The sequence below is a fragment of the Nonomuraea sp. NPDC049504 genome (assembly GCF_040676845.1).
Taxonomy (GTDB): domain Bacteria; phylum Actinomycetota; class Actinomycetes; order Streptosporangiales; family Streptosporangiaceae; genus Nonomuraea; species Nonomuraea salmonea.
Genome location: NZ_JBFAPT010000005.1, coordinates 165604 through 183894, shown reverse-complemented (window position 1 = coordinate 183894; position 18291 = coordinate 165604). Strand labels below are relative to the sequence as shown.

At 69.5% G+C, this 18291-nt stretch carries 20 protein-coding genes and 1 tRNA gene; 11 read left to right on the top strand and 10 right to left on the bottom strand.

The window, feature by feature from the left end:
- Positions 1-11 precede the first annotated feature (11 nt).
- The 3 genes from AB0K28_RS12255 to AB0K28_RS12245 form a co-directional block, all read right to left on the bottom strand.
- Entirely contained in the window at positions 12-467 is a 456-nt protein-coding gene (locus tag AB0K28_RS12255; RefSeq protein ID WP_345393585.1) for a hypothetical protein, read from the bottom strand.
- Positions 451-1242, bottom strand: coding sequence for a PAS domain S-box protein (locus AB0K28_RS12250; protein WP_364368416.1), 792 nt, complete (start codon positions 1240-1242; stop codon positions 451-453). Before AB0K28_RS12250 ends, AB0K28_RS12255 begins: the two co-directional genes overlap by 17 nt.
- Before the next feature lie 109 nt (positions 1243-1351).
- The gene (locus AB0K28_RS12245) at positions 1352-3721 is read right to left on the bottom strand and encodes a glycoside hydrolase family 2 TIM barrel-domain containing protein (protein WP_364368413.1); all 2370 of its coding nucleotides are present in this window, start codon (positions 3719-3721) and stop codon (positions 1352-1354) included.
- A 364-nt stretch (positions 3722-4085) separates the two neighbouring features.
- Here AB0K28_RS12245 and AB0K28_RS12240 point away from each other — a divergent pair, with 364 nt between their 5' ends.
- A complete protein-coding gene (locus AB0K28_RS12240; protein WP_364368410.1) occupies positions 4086-4763 on the top strand; it encodes an SMI1/KNR4 family protein in 678 nt (225 codons plus the stop codon).
- Here AB0K28_RS12240 and AB0K28_RS12235 read toward each other — a convergent pair.
- Positions 4760-5686 carry an RNA polymerase sigma-70 factor gene (locus tag AB0K28_RS12235; protein ID WP_345393597.1) on the bottom strand — a complete coding sequence of 309 codons (927 nt, stop codon included), beginning with the start codon at positions 5684-5686 and terminating at the stop codon, positions 4760-4762. The two genes, AB0K28_RS12240 and AB0K28_RS12235, sit on opposite strands and share 4 nt — an antisense overlap.
- A gap of 128 nt (positions 5687-5814) precedes the next feature.
- Between AB0K28_RS12235 and AB0K28_RS12230 the strand changes: the two genes are divergently transcribed.
- Positions 5815-6660, top strand: a complete 846-nt coding sequence (locus AB0K28_RS12230; protein ID WP_364368407.1) for an SDR family NAD(P)-dependent oxidoreductase — start codon at positions 5815-5817, stop codon at positions 6658-6660.
- A 205-nt stretch (positions 6661-6865) separates the two neighbouring features.
- Positions 6866-7060, top strand: a complete 195-nt coding sequence (locus AB0K28_RS12225; RefSeq protein ID WP_364368404.1) for a hypothetical protein — start codon at positions 6866-6868, stop codon at positions 7058-7060.
- 597 nt (positions 7061-7657) lie between these two features.
- Here the strand turns inward: AB0K28_RS12225 and AB0K28_RS12220 are convergent.
- Together AB0K28_RS12220 and AB0K28_RS12215 are read right to left on the bottom strand one after the other, a co-directional pair.
- Entirely contained in the window at positions 7658-8770 is a 1113-nt protein-coding gene (locus tag AB0K28_RS12220; protein ID WP_364368401.1) for a hypothetical protein, read from the bottom strand.
- Positions 8771-9147: 377 nt separating this feature from the next.
- Entirely contained in the window at positions 9148-9570 is a 423-nt protein-coding gene (locus AB0K28_RS12215) for a MerR family transcriptional regulator (protein WP_345393615.1), read from the bottom strand.
- 44 nt (positions 9571-9614) lie between these two features.
- On the opposite strand from AB0K28_RS12215, the gene AB0K28_RS12210 reads away from it, so the two are divergent.
- On the top strand, positions 9615-10439 hold the full coding sequence (locus tag AB0K28_RS12210; RefSeq protein WP_364368398.1) for an MBL fold metallo-hydrolase: 825 nt from the start codon (positions 9615-9617) through the stop codon (positions 10437-10439).
- A 400-nt stretch (positions 10440-10839) separates the two neighbouring features.
- Here the strand turns inward: AB0K28_RS12210 and AB0K28_RS12205 are convergent.
- Together AB0K28_RS12205 and AB0K28_RS12200 are read right to left on the bottom strand one after the other, a co-directional pair.
- A tRNA-Arg gene (locus AB0K28_RS12205) sits at positions 10840-10912 on the bottom strand.
- A 256-nt stretch (positions 10913-11168) separates the two neighbouring features.
- The gene (locus tag AB0K28_RS12200) at positions 11169-11864 is read right to left on the bottom strand and encodes a DUF4352 domain-containing protein (protein ID WP_364368395.1); all 696 of its coding nucleotides are present in this window, start codon (positions 11862-11864) and stop codon (positions 11169-11171) included.
- Positions 11865-12063: 199 nt separating this feature from the next.
- Between AB0K28_RS12200 and AB0K28_RS12195 the strand changes: the two genes are divergently transcribed.
- The 3 genes from AB0K28_RS12195 to AB0K28_RS12185 are packed head-to-tail and all read left to right on the top strand — an operon-like array spanning position 12064 to position 14098.
- Positions 12064-13245 (top strand): histidine kinase, encoded by a 1182-nt coding sequence (locus AB0K28_RS12195; protein ID WP_364368392.1) that lies wholly within the window; start codon positions 12064-12066, stop codon positions 13243-13245.
- A gap of 30 nt (positions 13246-13275) precedes the next feature.
- On the top strand, positions 13276-13914 hold the full coding sequence (locus AB0K28_RS12190; RefSeq protein WP_364368389.1) for a response regulator transcription factor: 639 nt from the start codon (positions 13276-13278) through the stop codon (positions 13912-13914).
- A gap of 37 nt (positions 13915-13951) precedes the next feature.
- Positions 13952-14098, top strand: a complete 147-nt coding sequence (locus tag AB0K28_RS12185) for a hypothetical protein (RefSeq protein WP_364368386.1) — start codon at positions 13952-13954, stop codon at positions 14096-14098.
- Between the two features lie 45 nt (positions 14099-14143).
- On the opposite strand, the gene AB0K28_RS12180 is transcribed toward AB0K28_RS12185, so the two are convergent.
- The gene (locus tag AB0K28_RS12180; RefSeq protein ID WP_364368383.1) at positions 14144-14317 is read right to left on the bottom strand and encodes a hypothetical protein; all 174 of its coding nucleotides are present in this window, start codon (positions 14315-14317) and stop codon (positions 14144-14146) included.
- 541 nt (positions 14318-14858) lie between these two features.
- Between AB0K28_RS12180 and AB0K28_RS12175 the strand changes: the two genes are divergently transcribed.
- From AB0K28_RS12175 to AB0K28_RS12160, 4 genes are read left to right on the top strand one after another with little or no spacing between them, the layout of a single operon-like run.
- On the top strand, positions 14859-15146 hold the full coding sequence (locus AB0K28_RS12175) for a hypothetical protein (RefSeq protein ID WP_345393645.1): 288 nt from the start codon (positions 14859-14861) through the stop codon (positions 15144-15146).
- A gap of 1 nt (position 15147) precedes the next feature.
- Entirely contained in the window at positions 15148-15879 is a 732-nt protein-coding gene (locus AB0K28_RS12170) for a prolipoprotein diacylglyceryl transferase family protein (RefSeq protein ID WP_345393648.1), read from the top strand.
- The gene (locus AB0K28_RS12165; protein WP_364368380.1) at positions 15876-17393 is read left to right on the top strand and encodes a radical SAM protein; all 1518 of its coding nucleotides are present in this window, start codon (positions 15876-15878) and stop codon (positions 17391-17393) included. The genes AB0K28_RS12170 and AB0K28_RS12165 overlap by 4 nt, the downstream gene beginning before the upstream one ends.
- Positions 17390-17650, top strand: a complete 261-nt coding sequence (locus AB0K28_RS12160; protein WP_364368377.1) for a hypothetical protein — start codon at positions 17390-17392, stop codon at positions 17648-17650. Before AB0K28_RS12165 ends, AB0K28_RS12160 begins: the two co-directional genes overlap by 4 nt.
- Before the next feature lie 4 nt (positions 17651-17654).
- Here AB0K28_RS12160 and AB0K28_RS12155 read toward each other — a convergent pair whose 3' ends face one another.
- Positions 17655-18113, bottom strand: a complete 459-nt coding sequence (locus AB0K28_RS12155; protein ID WP_345393655.1) for a MaoC family dehydratase — start codon at positions 18111-18113, stop codon at positions 17655-17657.
- Positions 18114-18291: the final 178 nt, after the last annotated feature.

Below are 18291 nucleotides of genomic sequence, written 5' to 3'. Positions count from 1 at the left end.
TGTCCACCCGATCAGTCGGCCAGCCGGTGCTGGAGCTGGTAGGGGCCGGTCGTCTCCGAGGCGGGCGCGGGAGCCAGGCCCGCCGCGAGCAACTGGGCGCGCAACGCGATCACCGTACGTTCGAGCGCCCGGATCTGCGCCTGCAACCTGCGGATCTGGTCGCGCATCGCCGTGGACATGTCCTGCTCAGTAGTCAGGTCGGCGCTCACCTGCTCCGCCTGGCCCTGCATGCGGGCGAGCTGCCGCTCCAGCTGGCTCAGCGCGTCCTCGTAGATGGTCTTGGCCCTGGTGTACGCCTCGGCGTCCACCTTGGAACGCTCCAGCTCCGCTTGCCGCTCCACCTGCAGCAGTGCCGCCTCGTGGGTCTTCCTGTTGGCGTCGGTGGCCGATCGGAAGGCGAGGTACGCCACGCCCAGCGGGACGACCCCGACCGCGATCTGAATGAGGACCTCAGTCAGACTCGACATCGCCGGCTCCTCCCACGAGCCTGATCACACCGGTGTAGCCGACGCCGTCGTCGCCCCGCCAGGTGTTCACCGTCAACGCGATGGGGATCTCGCTGCCGTCGCGGCGCAGCCCCATCAGCCGGATGATCCGCCCGGACAGCACCGATTCGCCCGACGACCGCACCCTGGTCAGCCCCGCCAGGTGCCGCTCGCGCAGCCGGGGCGGGATCAGGATCGTCAGCGGCCGGCCCACCGCCTCCTCCGTGCTCCACCCGAACAGCGCCGCCGCCTGCGGGTTCCACGACTGGATGACGCCGCCCCCGTCCGCCACGACGATGGCCGGCCCGCCCCGGCACCCCGACGTCAGCCGGTGCACTGTGGCCGCCTCCGGCCAGGTGGCGATCAGCGCGATCCAGCCGCCGAACGCCAGCCACACCGCCCCGGCCACCCAGCCGCGCGGATTGTCGCCGGTGAACGTGGAGATCAGGTGCACCAGGCCGTACAGCAGGAGCAGCGCGGTGGCCACCGCGAACGCGACCCTGTCGGAGCGCAGGAACATCTGCACCAGACAGAGCACGCCTGTCAGGCACCAGGCCAGCGCCCACACCGGTATCGGGGCGATCGTGGTGAGCATCGCCTGACCGGCGGCGGCCCGCTCGCCGCCCTGCCTGAACGCGAGCGACGCGGCGACGGCCAGGCACAGCAGGCCCACGAACGCCAGCGACGCGCCGCGCCGGCCGATACGGCGCAGGACGCGTGCGGACAGGGCCGCGGCGACGGAGTCTCCGTTACTCACGGTCGTCACACTAATACATGCGGTCAGCCTCGGATGACGTTGTCAGCGAGCGTCGCCCGCACGTCGCCCCGATCGCCGGCGGAGGGCGCTTTCCGGCGTTGCGGGGGAGTCACGCGCCGGCGTCGGTCAGGGTCGTCGGCGGGAGGTTCCACGCGTCCAGGCGGATCCGGCGATCCTGCGGCGGCACGCCGTCCCAGGTGGCGTGGAGCACGCGTTCCTCGCCGGGCAGCAGGTCGAACGCGTTGTCGTCCCAGCGGGCCCAGCCGGGCGCCGCCGCCGGGCGGGCGTCGAGCAGGCGCACGAACGGCACCACCGGGCCCGCCTCGTGGCGCAGCCGCAGCGTCCAGGTCGTGTCGCCGGTCTCCAGCTCGGTGGTGACGCGGGCCTCGGGCAGCGTGAGCAGGTCGGCGAAGCCCGGGCCTGCGGTCAGGACGTACCGGTTGGTGATGGTACGCCGGTTGGTGAGGGTGCGGCGCTCGCCGCGTACGGACAGGTCGAGCACGAAGCTGCCCGGCCCAGGCGCGCACGTGATCGTTCCGACCTCGCCGGGGGCGGCGGCCGTCCAGCGCCGCTCGGCCCGCACGCCGCCGTCGAGGCCCAGCACGCGCGCCTCGACCTCGGCCGGACCGCCCTCCCACCAGGCCCAGACGACCGCGCGCAGCTCGTGCGCGCGCGGCGCGGGCAGCGCCGCGCACACGTGCTCATGCCGGTACGCCCGCCGCACGTAGTGGTAGGCCGCCTTCGGCTCACCGAAGTAGTCCACGGACGCCGTGCACCAGCCGTTCGGGAACGACTCGTTGAGCTGCCACGGCAGCACCCCGCAGCTCTCGGGGCGGCGCCTGTTGGCCTCGACCGCGTACCGCAGTCCGTCGGCCTGGAGGAACTGGCTCGCCCGTGACAACGTTCCCAGGTCCTCGATGGCGTCGCCGAACGCGGCGCGTACCAGGGGCTCGTTGTTCCACCAGCGGCCGAGGTGGTCCCAGATCGGGTTGCGGGTGGTCGGCAGCCGGCGCTCCGAGGCCGGCACCACCGACTCGATCGCCCGCAGGTTGCTCATCCCCTCCACCCCGAACTCGCTCAGCAGCAGCGCCTTGCCCTCGTCATAGAGGCGGTAGTGGTCGTCCAGACCCTGGTGCTCCCACGGGCCGTGCACGTCGTGGTGCTCGGGCCCGGTGCGTACGCTCTCCAGCGTGTTCCCGAACACCGGCCCCGTCGGGGAGGTCGGCAGCCAGTGCCGGTCGGGGTCCAGCCGGGCCACCACGCCGTGCAGCGCCGCCAGCACCGGCGAGTCCGCGTCCTTCAGCGGCACGCCGTCGGCCCGCTGCAGCTCGTTGCCGCCGCACCAGATCGCGAGGCTCGGATGGTTGCGCCGCGCCGGGACGATGCGCTCCGCCTCGGCCGTCATCCTGGCCACGAACGCGGGGTCGTCGCTGGGCAGGCTCTCCATGCCCGAGCTGGACTGGGCGAACTCCTGCCAGACGAGGATGCCGTACGCGTCGCACAGGTCGTAGAACGCCTCGCTCTCGATGAGCCCGCCGCCCCAGACGCGCAGCATCGTCACGCCGGCGTCGCGGGCGAGCGTGAGGAGGTGGCGCAGTTTGTCCTGGCCGATGGCGCCGTAGAGCGCGTCGGCCGGCACCCAGTTCCACCCCTTGATCGCGGTGGGCCGGCCGTTCACCGCCAGCCGGTACGGGAGCGCGTCCGCCGGTGCCCCGGGATCACGGGTGAACCGCACGTCCCTGAACCCGATCCGGGTGTCACGCCGGTCGCTGACCTCGCCTTTCGCGTCGCGCAGGATCGTGGTGAGGGTGTAGAGGCAGGGCTCGCCGTGCCCGTTGAGATGCCATCGGCGGGGATCGTCCACGGTGAGCGTGGTACTGCCGCTGGGCGGAACGCCCGCCTCCGCCACGACCTCGCCTTGAGCCGTACGAAGGACCAGCTCAGCCCAGCCTTCTTGGTCGGCCGCATCCGTATCAAGCCGAACGACGACCTTCCCGACCTCGCCCTCAATGCTGGCCCGCGCCCACACGTCAACCAGCCGCAGCGCCTTGGTCGTCCGCAACCGCACCGGCTGCCACAACCCCTGATGCACGAGCCGCGGGCAGAAATCCCACCCGTACCCCATACGCCCCTTGTGGACGTTCACCTTGGCCGTGTACCCGACCTGCGGCTCACTGACCGGCGCCGGCTCCACCACGACCGCCAGCGCATGCTCCCCACCGACTTGCCCGGTGACCTCGACGACCAGCGGCACGTAGGTGCCTTCGTGCACCGCGACCCGCTCCCCGTCGAGGTAGACGGCCGCCGCATAGTCGATGCCGTCGAACTCGAGAAACACCCGCTCGCCGGCCTCCGGCGTGGGCATGACGAGCCGCGTCCGATAAACCCAGGTCCGCTGAGGCACCCACTCGGACAGCATGCTCTGCCGCCCGACGTACGGACTGACCGCCTCCCCGGCCGCGACCAGATCAGCCAGCACACTCCCGGGCACCTTCGCCGGCACCCAGCCCCCGGTGTGCCCCTCCCGGGCATGCAACTGCGCCCGATGCAACTGCCAGTCATCCCCGAGAAACCCCCGAAGCTCCCAGCCCTGATCAAGAACACGTACGGAGGACATGGGCGCCTTTCGCGGTATGGCAACGTTCCCACACGATGCTAGGCCCGCCCCGTCCAGGAGGTCAACGACAGGATCCGTATGCACAGTAGAAGGTGCCGGCGAGAAAAGCACTGGAGCGCGAAAAGATATTGATCAAGGAGGCCGTGGATCACTTGGAAACCGCCATTGAGAAGGATGCTTTGGCGGCGGCCACCGATCACGTCTGCGGATATGTCAGCGAGGAGACGTGGACCGAGCTCACCAGACGCTGGAGCGGGAAGCGCTGCCAAACGTTGGCGCAGATCGCGCGGGCGTGGATGAGTGGCCGCAAGCCGCCGCCAATAGTGCGGGCTGGGTGCCGCCCCCAGCGCTATTGTGCTGGGACAGCTCGATTCGAAGAGGGGTCTTCCTGGCAGTGAGCCCATGGCACGAACGCATCAGGGGGCGCCGCACTCGTAACCCGCTGGGTGAGCTGCATCCGCCGGCCACCGAAGCAGAGGTACGGGAGTTTGAAGAGCGGCTGGGTGTGGAGCTGCCGACGAGCTACCGGCAGTTCCTGATGGTCGCCAACGGCTGGGGCGGCGACGATGACTGCCGCCTGCTGCCTCTGCAAGAGGCCGGGTGGCTGCGTGACGTCGATCCGTCGATGGCCGAGGTCTGGTCGACGCCCCTGTGTGTCCCCGACGAGCTCTATTTCGTCTACGGACCTGATCAGGAGTCCATCCATTTCAGGGGGGAGTACGTGCCCGACACCCTTCTGGCCGGTTATTGGGACGATGGCGTGGCGCTCCTCAATCCGCATGTCAAGAGCGCCGAAGGTGAGTGGGAGGCCTGGTATCTCGCGCCCTGGAAACCCGGCGCCACGCGCTACCGGTCCTTCTGGGATCTCGCCATGGACGAGCTGAGCCTGCGCTACCCGAGTTAACGGTTGCGGCGGACCTGCTTCTTCTCGTCGATGACGGCGAGGGCGTCGGCGATGGGGCCGAGGTGGGTGAGCTTGTCGGGGTTGACGATCGAGCGGATGGTCTGGATGCGTCCGTCCTGGATGTCGAGCGTCCAGACGTTGAAGATGCGGCCGTCGCGGTCGCGGATGATCGCGCCCGGCTGGCCGTTCACCTCGGTCGGCTCCAGCGCCGCGCCGATCTGGGCGAACGGCGGGATCATGACGGCCAGCACCTTGGCGACCTTCGTGTCGCCGAACAGCGGGATCGTGCTGCCGATCTTGCCGGCCCCGTCGTTGACCAGCTGCACGTCGGCGGCCAGCAGCTCCTGCAACCCCGCGACGTCCCCCTCGCGCATCGCGTGGAAGAAGCGCCCGGCGAGCTGGTCGCGGGCCCGGCGGTCGGCCTCGAAGCGGGGCCGGCCCGCCTCCATGTGGCGGCGCGCCTGCACGGCGAGCTGGCGGCAGGCCGCCTCCGACCGGTCCACGGCGGCGGCGATGTCCCGGTAGCTGAAGGCGAACACCTCGCGGAGGACGAACACCGCGCGTTCGAGCGGGCTGAGCCGTTCCAGCAGGATCAACGCCGCCATCGACAACGAGTCGGACAGCTCCGCCGACCGCTCGGGGTCCTGGTAGGGGTCGGACAGCAGCGGCTCGGGGAACCAGGGCCCGACATAAGCCTCACGCCGTACGCGGGCGGAGCGCAGCACGTCGATCGAGATCCGCGTCACCGTCGCCGACAGGAACGCCTTGGGCGAATCGGGCCGGGTCGCGGAGCCCTCGTAGCGCAGCCAGGCTTCTTGGACGGCGTCCTCGGCCTCGCTCACGCTGCCCAGGATGCGGTAGGAGATCGCGAAAAGCAGCGGCCTCAGTTCCTGGAACTCCTCGACGCGGGTCACGCCGACCATTGATATCACCATCCCGGACAAAAGGGGCATGTGTCGCAGCTCACACGTCCGGGATCTCACAGGTTCACGGGGCTGTCTCGTCTTGGAGGTTGAAAGGGCTGACAGCGGCAAACCACAAGGAGCACATCATGCAGAAGGTCTGGTTCGTCACCGGCTCGTCCCGCGGCCTGGGCCGCAACTTCGTACAGGCCGCCCTGGAGCGCGGCGACAAGGTCGCCGCCACCGCCCGCAGCACCGAGAGCTTGAAGGCGCTGGCCGACACCTACGGCGACGCCGTCCTCCCCCTGGAGATGGACGTCACCGACAGGGCCGGCGTCTTCGACGCCGTGCAGCGTGCCCACGAGCACTTCGGCCGCCTCGACGTCATCGTCAACAACGCCGGGTACGCCCAGGTCGGCGCCGTCGAAGAGCTCACCGAGCAGGAACTGCGCGACCAGATGGAGACCAACCTGTTCGGCGCGGTGTGGGTGGTGCAGGCTGCGCTGCCGTACCTGCGGGCACAGCGCTCCGGGCACATCATCCAGCTGTCCTCCGCCGCGGGGATCATCGCCATGCCGCTCGGGGGCGCGTACCACGCCTCCAAGTGGGCCCTCGAGGGCCTGAACGAGGCGCTCGCCGGCGAGGTCGCCGAGTTCGGGATCAAGCTGACCATCATCGAGCCCGCCGGGTTCGCCACCCGCGACGGCAACAACCCCGACCCCCTCGCCAACGGCCACATGGCCAAGCCCGACCCCGCCTACGACGGCCTCCGTCAGCGGCTCGGGGCGATGGCCGGCAAGATGCCCGCGGGCGACCCGGCCGCCGCGGCGCAGGCCCTGCTCAAGCTCGTGGACTCCGACAACCCGCCGGTGCGGGTGCTGTTCGGGAAGGGGTTCCAGCCGATGATCGAGCAGGCGTACGCCGCCCGCCTCAAGATCTGGTCCGACTGGCAGGACCTGTCCATCGAGGCCCACGGCGACCTCGAAGCCCGCTGACTCGGGTGAGAGGCCGTGCGCACTGGCGGCGTCCAGGCCGTCCCGAGAGCGGGACGTCTCTGGACGTCCGCACGGTGGTCACGGGAGCAAAGCTTCCACCCGTCCGTACGACGATCACCGCGGCGCCTGAGCCTCTGCCGAACCTTCCAGGCCGGCCGTTTCAATGACGGGGTACGAGACCGAAGAATGCGCTCCCATCAGCGCCTTGGATCAGGCTCTCTTCTTCGTCTGGCTCTTCGCGCCGGTCGGCTGCGCCCTGCTGGGTGCGATGATCACGATGATCCCCCGACGTATGCGGCGCACGCGCTTGACGGCGCTCTGGCTTGTCCCGCTCTGGCCGCTTTCGGTCGTGGCGGGCGCGGTGCTGACGTATGAGTTCTACTGGCCGTTGTCCGACTGACCTGGCAGTTCGAGGCTCCGGTCATCCATGGCGAGCCGCTCGTCGGGCGTCGGCATCCTCGACCAGCACACCCGCATCGTCCCGGCACCTGCGATGCCGAAGCCCTCCGGCGGGATGATCCACATTCGGACGATACGCCCGTAGGGCCCCGACGGTCCTCAGCGGTGTCGGTCCTGGTCTCTACTCTCAGGTGCATGGGAGTAGGCCGTCCTGCACACCTTCGACGCCGCCGGCCATCACCTCGACTCTCGCATCGAGCGGACCGGCGCTGAAGACGACCATCGGGCAGCCGTCGACCTCGCGAACGAGCGACTCGATCACTGGCTCGAGGCGCTTCCCGGGTTCCGCCTCGACGACATCGCCATCCGGCCCTTCCAGCGCACGTTCGACGGGGTCCTGTTCGGTCTGGTCATCGAGACCTTCGAGGGATGGAACACGCCGAGTTCTACCCGGACAACATCGGCTTCTACGAGCCGTGGGACGGCATGTACGACACCTGATCAGGCCCTCCCTGATGATCCCGGAGGGCCTGTCGTACGGAGCGGCGGCCGACCGGCGCGGAGCGGAGCGGCCGCCGGGCCAAGGGTCTTCCGTGACCTATGTGAACGCTTCGTGGAGCTGCGTCATGGTGCTCTCGACGCGGCTCTTGTCGCCGACGACCACGTAGGTCTCGTAGGTGCGCTCGTCCCCCTCGTCCATGGCGCCGCTGGGGCTCGTCACCTGGATGGTGTTCTCGCCGAAGTGGCCGTTGTAGTCCATGGGCGGGCGCGTCATCGTGTAGTAGTACGCCTTGTCGCCCTGGACGTCGGGCTTGACGTACATGCCGAGGCAGTAGTGCCCGTCAGCTGTGCAGCGGACCATGGGGTCCTTGCTCGTGTGCGACTCCGCCGGCCGGGCCGACAGCTGCCGCAGCTGGGGGCTGTAGGAGTAGACCTTGGTGAAGTCCGGCTGCAGGTAGGCGACGAAGGCGCTGCTGAAGTGGTCGTACGGCTCGTCCTCCGAGGTGATCGTGGCGGCGGCGCGGAAGACGTTCTCCAGCCCTTCCGCGTCGTGGTCGGGAGCCATGTCGATCTTGGTCTTCAGCCAGTACGGCGACAGGCCCATCGTGTACGGCACACGCGCCGGCTGGCGGTCGGCGGGGCGGCAGCCGCCCCAGCCCGGCTGCGTGTCCGTCAAGGTCATGAACATCGCCGGCCGCTGCTCCGTACGGATGGAGCTGCCCGACCCGGCCATGGTGTAGAGCGCGCTCGTGCTGGGTCCGTGGTACGGCGGCGGCTTGCCGTCGTCGTCCCTGCGGGCGCCGGCCTGCGTGGGGTTGTAGCACTCGCTCGCCTCCTGACCGTCCTTCCAGGCGTGGAAGGCGTACTGGAAGGCCGCGCCGTGGCCGCCGCTGGAGATGAACTCCTTCTCGTTCACCTTGACCGACGCGATCGCGCCGGCCAGCGCCGTCGAGGTCGTGACCGACAGCTCGTTGCGCCCGTCGACCAGCGCGGACACCGTCACGTCCGGAAAAGTCCGGTCGTAGTTGTTCTTCGAGGCGCACTCGGTCTTGTACGTGAGCACGAAGTCGTCATATTCCGGACTGTCGGGTGGCGGCGCCACACACGTCTCCGGCACGGCCGTCGCCGCCGCCGGTAAGGCCACGGGAACAGCCACCGCGGCCAAGCCCAGGACCGCCGCCAGCACGGCCCTTCGTCGGTTGGATGTCATGATCGAATAGAACCAGGTCCGGGGACCGCGGCGGCCTCTGTTCATGAAAGCCAGAAATGTTGGACACGCCAACACCTCATCCTCAAGCCGCACATTGTGTTCGAGCGCGGCCACGCCGTCGAGACGGCGCCCTGTTGGATGCTGTCGTTCCTCCAGGTCAAGGTGGCGAGGACGCGCCGCCGTTCTGTCCGCGACGGCTTCACGACCTCCGCCACATCCACGCCACGACCCTGCTCCTCGCCGGCTTCCCCGTCCATGTCGTCGCGGCCGTCCTGGTCACGCCGACCCCCCGATCACTCTCCGCGTGTACAGGGCTCCGGCGCGCATGGCAGGGAGCCTTCACCGCAAGGACAGGGCGCATCGGGACCAAGCCTGATCTACAGGGACTGGTCCCAGGGGGCGGGAGGGGTGCCGGGTTGAAAGGTGCGCTTGAAGTCGGGACACTCCACGAGCGGCTCGTGCGTACAGGTCGAGGCATGGCGGAGGCCGTCGCGCATGCGGATCAGGCGAGCGATGTCTTCCTCCAGTTCCTCGGCCTTGCCGATCATGCGGGTGCGTAGCTCCAGGTCGCCGGGGGTTGCCCGCAGGAATCTGGCGATCTCGGCGATGGTGAACCCGGCGCCGCGTGCGCAGGTGATGAAGGCGAGGTGATCGAGGACCTCGGAGTGGTAGGTCCGGCGCAAGCCGTTGCGGCCCGCCGGGGAGACGAGGCCCCGCTTCTCGTAGAACCGCAGCGCCGACGCCGCCAGTCCGGAGCGCTCGGCTACCTCTGCGATGTCCAGCAGTTGCTCGCCCACCATGCCTCCTTGACTTGAACCGCGCTTCAACTAGCAGGCTAGCCGCCATGCAGATCCATCACCTCAACTGCGGGTCCGTACGGCAGATCGAAGCCACCTACGCGGGCCCGGCCCCCGCGCACGCCGTCAACCACTGCCTGCTGGTCGAGACCGACTCCGAAGGACTGGTCCTCATCGAAACCGGTCTCGGCCTGGACGATGTACGCGACCCCAGCCATACCCTCGGCGCCGACTGGGTCGAGATGGCCCAGCCCTTGCTAGACGAGCAGGAAACCGCCATACGCCAGATCGCCCGGCTGGGGTATGACCCCGGCGACGTACGCCACATCATCGTGACGCACCTCGATGTGGACCACTGCGGTGGCCTGCCCGACTTCCCCACCGCCCAGGTCCACGTCCTGGCGGCCGAGCTTGAAGCCGCGACCAGCCAGGCGCCCAGCTTCCGCTACCGCCCGGCCCACTGGGCACACCACCCGAACTGGGTGACCTATCCCACCGGCCCCGGCGAGGACTGGTTCGGCTTCGCCTCGCTGCAGCCCCAGGGCCTTCCGCCGCAGATCCGCCTGATCCCGCTCGGCGGCCACACCGCCGGCCACGCCGGAGTGGCGGTCCAGGACGGCGACCGCTGGCTCCTGCACTGCGGTGACGCCTACTACTACCACCGGGAACTCGGTGACACCCCCCAGCCTCACCCGCTCCTGGATCTAGTGCAAACCAGCTCAGAAGTTCACCACGATCTCAGACTCGGCACTCAGGCTCGGCTACGCGAACTCCTCCGCCGCCACGGCGACCAGGTGTCGGTCTTCAGCGCTCACGACCCCTGGGAACTCCATCACTACCGTCATCCCGGCCAACCCTCGGTGCTGCAGTAGGTTCACAGGGCCATGCGGCCACCGGATCGGCTGCGCGAGACGGAGCGCCACCACGGGAGTGACGCGTGATCACGCGGTCTGATCCTTGCCGCCGGGCATCCGGACTGCGGCGCGCGGTCGACTGCGCTTCCCCGTAAGCCGGGGTGAGGAACGAACCCTGGCTCCTCGATCGCCCCGACCGCGACAGACCTCGATCACCCCATGGCGATCGGACGACGTCCCGCTTCGCCGGGCGGACGAAGGCTGCCGGCGACCTCGGCAGCTGACATCTTCGCCGAGTCGGTCGGCGAGGGGGGAAGAGGGCGCTTGTCAGCAGAGGTGTTAGCAAGATCACGAGATTGTCCTCACAAACACGAAGGCCCGCTCCCAGGAATCCCTGGTGGCGGGCCTTGATGCTGTGCGCGGCCGAGAGGACTCGAACCCCTAACCTTCTGATCCGTAGTCAGATGCTCTATCCATTGAGCTACGGCCGCTTAGCTTGTGCGCCTTGACCTGCTCGGTCTCAGCGACAAGAAGACTCTACCAGAGTCGCACGGTGCTTTTAGCCGTCTGATCGGCGCTCAGGGGCTCGCGGCTCTCGCCCGAGGAGCCAGGGCCTTCCAGGTGGTCACGGTCGGGGTGGTCGGCGTCCTGCGTCGGCGGGCGAGCCGGCGTCGCCACTGCGGTCGGTTGCCTCCGGGCTGGCCTCCCGCCCCCTTCGGGTAGGGGCGGGAGACGTTCTTCGGTGGCTCAGGACAGGGAGACTCGGGCGCCGTCGGAGAAGATCGAGTCGTGTAGTTCGATGGTCTCCGGGGTCAGGTTCTTGGGGATGTCGAACAGGACGACGCCGCGTACGGCATTGCCGGGGTTGATCTTCTCGTAGAAGCTCTTCGAGCCCTCCAGGTAGATGGAGGCGCTGGAGTCGGCTTCGTACTCCTTGCCGTTGGCGTACAGCTTCTGGGCGCTGGAGGTGAAGGCCTGGGCCTCGTCGCCGATGTTCTCGACGGTGATGTGGACGAGCAGGAACACGCCCTGTGCTTCGGCGCCGAGGAACTCGCTGCCGACTCGGGTGCGTCGCTCCGTCTTGGTGACCGTGAAGGCGAACTTGCCGTCCCGGACGGTGCTGCCGATCTTCGGCGCTTTGGCCTTCTTCGGCCGTGAGGTCTCCTGCGTGGCCCCCGGCTCGTCGTCGCCGGCATCGGCCTGGTCGATGGCGGCGCTTGTGGATGAAGGGCTGCCGGCGCTGCCGAGGGCGGCGATGATGGCGGCGCAGCCGCCGAAGAAGATGACGGCCACGACGCCGAGGATGATGAGCACGGTCGGGGCGCTGGACTTTCTGCGGCGCGGCGGCGGGCCCGGCGGATGGCCGTAGCCGGGCTGCTGGGGCGGGTACGGCTGTGACGGAGGCTGGTGGCCGTAGGGGTTCTGACCGTATGGCTGCGACATCGGAGCCCTTTCCCGATCGGCTGGGGATAGCGATTGGGACGTTCCAATGACGCGTGGGGTTGGCGTGACATGCGCGATCGGTATGGCCGGATGTGGACAGGGGAGCTGGTGAGGCGGGGCTGTGGATACATCGAAGGGTGTATCCACAGGCGGACCTTCGCAGGAGGTCGCGGGGGGTGGGAGGTGGTGGGATGGGGGCATGTTGCGAGCGGTGTTGCCGGCCGGGGTGGCCTTCGTGGTCGGTGTGCTGCTGATCGCGGGGAACGCCTACCTGCCCCGCGGGGTGCCCTCGTGGGTGCTGGTGGGGCCGTTGACGCTGGTCTGTGCCGGGATCGTGGTGCGGCGGCGGGCGCCGCTCGTCTCGCTGGGGCTCGGGGTGGCCGGGATCGTGTTCGACGGGTTCGTGGGGCCGTCGCTGGGGACGGTGCTGCTGTTCACCGACAACCTGTACGCCGTCGCGCTCTACGGCCCCGCTCGCCTCGCCCGCGTGCTGCTGGGCGCCACCGCGGTGCTGACGATCGCGGCGGGGGCGGTGGCCGGGTTCCTCATGGCCGACTGGCGGCAGTTGGCCGTCATGGGGATTCAGGCGGGGCTGGTGCTCATCACGCCGGTCACGACGGCGCTGGTGCTGCGGGAGCAGAGAGACAGGGCGGCGGCGGAGCGGGCGCGGGCCGAGCAGGTCGCGCATCTCGCCGAGCTCGACCGGCAGGCGGCCATCTCGGCCGAACGTACGCGGATGGCCCGCGAGCTCCACGACATGATCGCCAACCACTTCAGCGCCATCGCCATCCAGTCCACGGCCGCGCTGTCCCGTAAGGATCTCGACGCCGCGACGGTTCGGGCGATCATGGAGTCCGTACGCGAGAACAGCGTCAAGGGCATGGCCGAGATGCGGGCCATGATCGGGCTGCTGCGGCAGGAGGGCGACGACAGGGAGAGCGAGGCCACGCGGCCCCGGCTGGCCGACGCGGAGAGCCTGGTGGAGAGGGCCCGGCGGGCAGGGCTGGACGTGGACGTGCAGGTCGGGGGGGACGTACGGGAGCTGCCCGCGGCGGTCGACCTGGCCGGTTACCGGATTCTGCAGGAGGCGCTCACCAACGCGATGAAGCACGGGGAGTCGCCCGTGCTGGTGCGGATCGCCTACGAGGACGAAAGGATTTCCGTGCGGGTGGAGAACCGGGTCGGCGGAAGGCGGCCGAGGGGCGTCGAGGGGTTGCCGGGGGCTGGGGCGGGGCTGGTCGGCATGCAGGAGCGGGCGGTGCTGGTGGGCGGCACCTTCGAGGCAGGCCCGGCGGCGGCGGGAGACGACGGGGTGTGGCGGGTGGCGGCGGTGCTGCCCGCCGAGGCCGGTACGGACGACGTGCCGGCTCTTGGTCGGTAAGGGATTGGCTTCGGGTCTCGGCGGAGGTTGATGGTGGCTATTCGGGTGCTGGTCGCTGATGATCATGCGGCGGTGCGGGTCGGCATCGTGCTGATCCTGGGCGGGGCCGAGGACATCGAGGTCGTGGGCGAGGCCGCCGACGGGGTCGAGGCCGTGGCCATGGCTCGGGAGCTGCGGCCGGACATCGTGTTGATGGACGTACGGATGCCGCGCCTCGACGGCATCTCCGCCACCCGCGAGCTGGCGGGGGTCTGTGACGTGCTGATCCTCACGACGTTCGACGTGGACGAGTACGTGTTCGGCGCGTTGCGGGCCGGGGCGGCCGGGTTCCTGTTGAAGAACACCGACGCCGATTCCCTGGTCGAGGCCGTGCGCGTGGTGGCTCGCGGCGACGGGCTCATCTCGCCCGGCGTCACGCGGAAGCTGATCTCGGCGTTCGCCGAGCAGGCGCCGGTACGCAGGGCCGAGAGCGCCGCTGGTCTCGACGCCCTGACGCCTCGCGAACGTGAGGTGCTGGCCTGCATCGCCAGAGGGATGTCCAATGCCGAGATCGCCAGGGAGCTCGACATGGCGGAGGCCACGACCAAGACGCACGTGAGCCGCGTGCTCAACAAACTGGGGCTGAAGAGCCGGGTGCAGGCCGCGATCTATTACTCGGAGGGCGCGTGACGGGGTAGGTGGGGTGCTGGGCCATAGGGTGTGCGGGGTGAGCGTTTTGTCGTTGCTGTCCGGGTCGTCGTCGGCGTCCCTCTCGATGCGGTACGCGCTCGTCGCCGTCGTGATGGGATCGATCATGACGACCAAGGGGGTGGACCGAGCCGATGACCACGACACCGCCGCCGGGGCCTGCTGAGGAGCCCGAGACGCCGAAGCCGGGACAGGAGGACGCGACGCCTGATCAGGTGACCCCTGAGGAGGAGGTCGCGCAGGTCGGGGAGCCGCAGTTCCTGCCGCCTCCGACCGGGGAGTCGGTCGGCGTGCCGCCCAGCGCCGAGCCGTCCGGCGGGCAGCCGGTGCCGCCGCCTCCCAGCGGCCGGCCGGTGATGATGCCGCCGCCCACCGGTAAGCCCATTGCCATTCCGCCGCCGTCAGGTGTCCCCCAGCCGATGGCGGTCCCGGACGAGGAGGTATCTGGTACGAAGCCGCCGACCGGCCAAGGCACGTCCAATCAAGGCGCGCCGGGTCAAGGCGTGCCGGGGCAAGGGGGCGTTTCGGGGGAGCAGGCGCCTTCGGGGGCTGGGCGGCCGACGTTCGTGGCGCCCGACACCCCTTACCCCCTGCCCTCCCAGCAACCGCCCCCGCAAAGCGGCCCCTTGCACGAGGGCGCCTTCCCCGGGCAGGCACCCTACGGACCCCCGGCGGCCCATCAAGGCCAACCACCGCACGGCCAGCCGCCCTACGGGAACCAGCCGTACACGAACCAGCCGTACACGAACCAGCCGCCGTACACGAACCACCCACCGCACGCAGGACAGCCACAGTACGGAGGCCAGCCGCCGTACCCAGGCCAGCCCCAGGGCCCCTACGGGGGGCCGCCGCCGGGCGGTCAGTACCCGCCACCCACATTCGGCCCCCCACCACCCCCACCCACCGCCACCAACACCACCGGCGTCGTGGTCGCCTTCTTCTTCGCCGGCCTGGCCGTCTACAGCGTCCTCAACGCCCTCATCGGCTTCTTCGTCTTCTTCGCCGCCATCAGCGCCCAGGGCAGCTCCAACCCCTACGTCATCGCCGGCACAGTGGTGCTGGCCGCGGTGGGCCTGGTGGCGGGCATCGGGCTGTGCTTCGTCCGCAAGCCGTGGGCGAGAGGCACAGGGTTGGGCCTGATGATCGGGTGGGCGTTGTGGTCGATCCTGTCGGCGGGCTTCTGTACGGGACTCAACCCGGGCCTGTACACCTGACATGCCGTACCACGAGATCTTCGTCGGCCTCGGCGTGCTGGTGGCCGCGGTCGTGTTCGTCAGGGAGGCGCGGGGCAGGGGCGCGCTGAACGAGCAGTCGCTGGTCGCGGTGGCCGGCGCCCTGGTCGGCGGGGCGATCGGGATGCGGCTGGCGGGCTGGATGGAGACGCTGGACCTCAAGGACCTCTGGCTGTACGGCTCGCGCAGCATCCTGGGCGGCCTGACCGGCGCGTACGTCGGCGTGCTGATCGCCAAGCGGGTCATCGGCTACAAGGAGCGCACGGGCGACCTGTTCGCCCCTGCGGTGGCGCTCGGCATGGCGGTGGGCCGCATCGGCTGCCACCTGACCGAGGCGCCGGGACGCCCCACGGACCTGCCGTGGGGCGTGCACGCGCCGCCGACCACCCCGGAATGCCCGGGATGCCTGACCGGCGAGGCCATGCATCCGTCGTTCGTCTACGAGATCATCTTCCAGCTCGCCGCGTTCGTGGCGTTGCGCTGGGCGCGTGAGCGGATGACGCAGCCGGGGGAGCTGTTCACGCTCTACCTGGCGGGGTACGCGGCCTTCCGCTTCCTGGTCGAGTTCACGAGGGCGAACGAGACGGTGTGGCTCGACCTGACCAGACCTCAGTGGTTCCTGCTGCCGGGGCTGGTGCTGCTCGGGGTGCGGCTCGCGTACGGGTGGCGGCGCGGTTACTACGATGCCCTTTTCGAGCGGAAGGTCATGACATGAGTGCTGGGATGGGGCTGCGGGGCGACCGGATCCTGCGGTACGTGAACGCGTTCTGCCCGAAATGCCATGGCCGCGACCTGGAGGAGGTCGAGCGGCTGAGCGGCTATCTGGCCGAGCGGGACGGCCGGGTCTGGCTCGAACGCGGCTGCCGCGAGCACGGGTTGATCAGCACGCTGTACGACGAGGACCCGGAGATCCTCGCGTACCTGGAGGAATGGACCGCCCCCACAAAGCAGCACGTTCCCGACATGTCGGGAAACTTCAGGCCCATCCCCTCCGCCTACCTCCACGGCCTCCCCGAGATGCAGACCCAGCACACCTGCATCCTCCTGGAGGACATCGCCGAGACCTGCAACCTGCGCTGCCCCACCTGCTTCGCCGACAGCTCACCCGACCTGAGCGGCGTCGTCCCGGTCGCGGACGTGCTCGCCAACGTCGACCAGCGGCTCCAGCGCGAGAACGGCAAGCTCGACGTCCTCATGCTCAGCGGCGGCGAGCCCACGCTGCACCCCGAGCTCAAGACCCTGCTCGCCGAGCTGACCGCCCGCCCGGTCACCCGCATCCTCATCAACACCAACGGCGTGCTCATCGCCAAGGACGACTCCCTGCTCGACCTGCTCACCGAGCACAGGGAACGGGTGGAGGTCTACCTCCAGTACGACGGCACGTCGGCCGAGGCGTCCAGGCACCATCGCGGCGGCGACCTGACGAGGATCAAGGCGGACGCCGTACGCCGGCTGTCGGAGCGCGAGATCTTCACCACGCTGGTCATGACCGCCGCGCTCGGGGTGAACGACGGGGAGATCGGCGACGTCGTACGCCTGGCCCTGGACACCCCGTACGTCGGGGGCGTCTCGCTGCAACCCCAGTTCGGCTCCGGCAGGTCGGGCGTCATCGACCCGAACGACCGCCTCACCCACACCGGCGTGCTCAAGCGCCTCGGCCCGCAGACCGACGGGCTCGTGACGTGGCGCGACCTGACCGCGCTGCCCTGCTCGCACCCCCACTGCTGCTCGGTCGGCTACCTGATCCGCGACGACGCGAAGCAGTGGCGTTCGCTGACGGCGTTGATCGGCCACGACCGGCTCAAGGCGAACCTCGGCCTGGTCTCCAACCGCATCGCCGACACCGAGATCCCGCGCGAGCTGCGCATGGCCGTTCAGGAGTCGCTGCTCGGGCTGCTGTCGGAGCAGTCGTCGCTGTCGCATCCGCAGATCGGCGACGTGTGGCGGACCATCTGCGAGAACTGCGACCTCGGCGTCTCCACCCTGCTCACGCTGGCCTCGTCGGCGCTGCCGGGCAGGCGGAAGAAGCTGCGCAGGATGCTGGGCGAGCGGGTGGTGCGGATCACGGTCAAGCCGTTCATGGACCTGTCGACGATGATCGAGGAACGGCTCACGCAGTGCTGCGTGCACGTGGGGACGCGCGCCGAGCAGGACCAGTGCGCGCCGTTCTGCGCGGTGCAGGCGTGGCCGCAGCTGTCGCGCCAGCGGCTCTCGGCGGTGGCGCGGTGACCCGGCAGAGCGGAGGGGCGCAGCCGTACGATCCGCTGCGCCTGTGCGTGTACGCGACGGTCGCGCTGCTCGCCTGGCTGCTCGGGCCGTGGGCGGTGCTGGGGTTCGCGGTGCTCGGGTTCGCCGGTTATTGGCGGGCCAGGCGAGCGGGGTTGTCCAGGAGCAAGTGCGTCCTCCGGGACACCCGGCTCGTGCTGGCCTACCTCGGGCTCATCGGCCTGGCCGCGCTGGCCGCGATCGTCGCGGGACTGCTCTGAGCGGTCACTCGGCGGGGACGTAGAGGCTGAGGGTCTCGGCGACGCAGGCCGGCCGCTTCTCGCCTTCGATCTCGATCGTCATCTTCAGGTTGGACAGGTGGCCGGCCGGGGTGCCCTTGACGTCGGTCAGCTCGGCGACCGCGCGCACCCGCGCGCCCACCGGCACCGGCCTGGGGAAGCGCACCTTGTTGAGCCCGAAGTTGACACCCATGGCGATGCCCTCGACCTTGACCAGCGAGAACATGAACGACGGCAGCAGCGACAGCGTCAGGTAGCCGTGGGCGATCGTGCCGCCGAACGGCCCCTCCTTGGCCCGCTCCACGTCGACGTGGATCCACTGGTGGTCGTCGGTGGCGTCGGCGAAGGTGTTGACCTGCTCCTGGGTGATGGTGCGCCACTCGGTGGGGCCGAACGTCTCGCCGACGGCCGCCTTGAGTTCCTGTACGTTCGCGAAGGTCCGCATGGCCACGAACGCTATTGCCAGGGCGGGACGGCTGCCAACTTCTCGCGGGCGCGCGACGCGCCGAGGACGACCGGGGGCTCCTGGTGTTCCCAAGATCTTTACTCGAAACCATCGCATAGGTGTTCGAGTCCGCGCTACAGTTCTAGGTACCGCAATCGAACAGAGGTTCGGCCTGGTG

Bases quoted from the DNA above. Each gene is read 5' to 3' on its own strand.
- AB0K28_RS12255 (WP_345393585.1), bottom strand. From the start codon at position 467: ATGTCGAGTCTGACTGAGGTCCTCATTCAGATCGCGGTCGGGGTCGTC.
- AB0K28_RS12235 (WP_345393597.1), bottom strand. From the start codon at position 5,686: ATGGTCGGCGTGACCCGCGTCGAGGAGTTCCAGGAACTGAGGCCGCTG.
- AB0K28_RS12230 (WP_364368407.1), top strand. From the start codon at position 5,815: ATGCAGAAGGTCTGGTTCGTCACCGGCTCGTCCCGCGGCCTGGGCCGC.
- AB0K28_RS12220 (WP_364368401.1), bottom strand. From the start codon at position 8,770: ATGACATCCAACCGACGAAGGGCCGTGCTGGCGGCGGTCCTGGGCTTG.
- AB0K28_RS12215 (WP_345393615.1), bottom strand. From the start codon at position 9,570: ATGGTGGGCGAGCAACTGCTGGACATCGCAGAGGTAGCCGAGCGCTCC.
- AB0K28_RS12210 (WP_364368398.1), top strand. From the start codon at position 9,615: ATGCAGATCCATCACCTCAACTGCGGGTCCGTACGGCAGATCGAAGCC.
- AB0K28_RS12200 (WP_364368395.1), bottom strand. From the start codon at position 11,864: ATGTCGCAGCCATACGGTCAGAACCCCTACGGCCACCAGCCTCCGTCA.
- AB0K28_RS12195 (WP_364368392.1), top strand. From the start codon at position 12,064: ATGTTGCGAGCGGTGTTGCCGGCCGGGGTGGCCTTCGTGGTCGGTGTG.
- AB0K28_RS12190 (WP_364368389.1), top strand. From the start codon at position 13,276: ATGGTGGCTATTCGGGTGCTGGTCGCTGATGATCATGCGGCGGTGCGG.
- AB0K28_RS12180 (WP_364368383.1), bottom strand. From the start codon at position 14,317: ATGGGCTTACCGGTGGGCGGCGGCATCATCACCGGCCGGCCGCTGGGA.
- AB0K28_RS12170 (WP_345393648.1), top strand. From the start codon at position 15,148: ATGCCGTACCACGAGATCTTCGTCGGCCTCGGCGTGCTGGTGGCCGCG.
- AB0K28_RS12165 (WP_364368380.1), top strand. From the start codon at position 15,876: ATGAGTGCTGGGATGGGGCTGCGGGGCGACCGGATCCTGCGGTACGTG.
- AB0K28_RS12155 (WP_345393655.1), bottom strand. From the start codon at position 18,113: ATGCGGACCTTCGCGAACGTACAGGAACTCAAGGCGGCCGTCGGCGAG.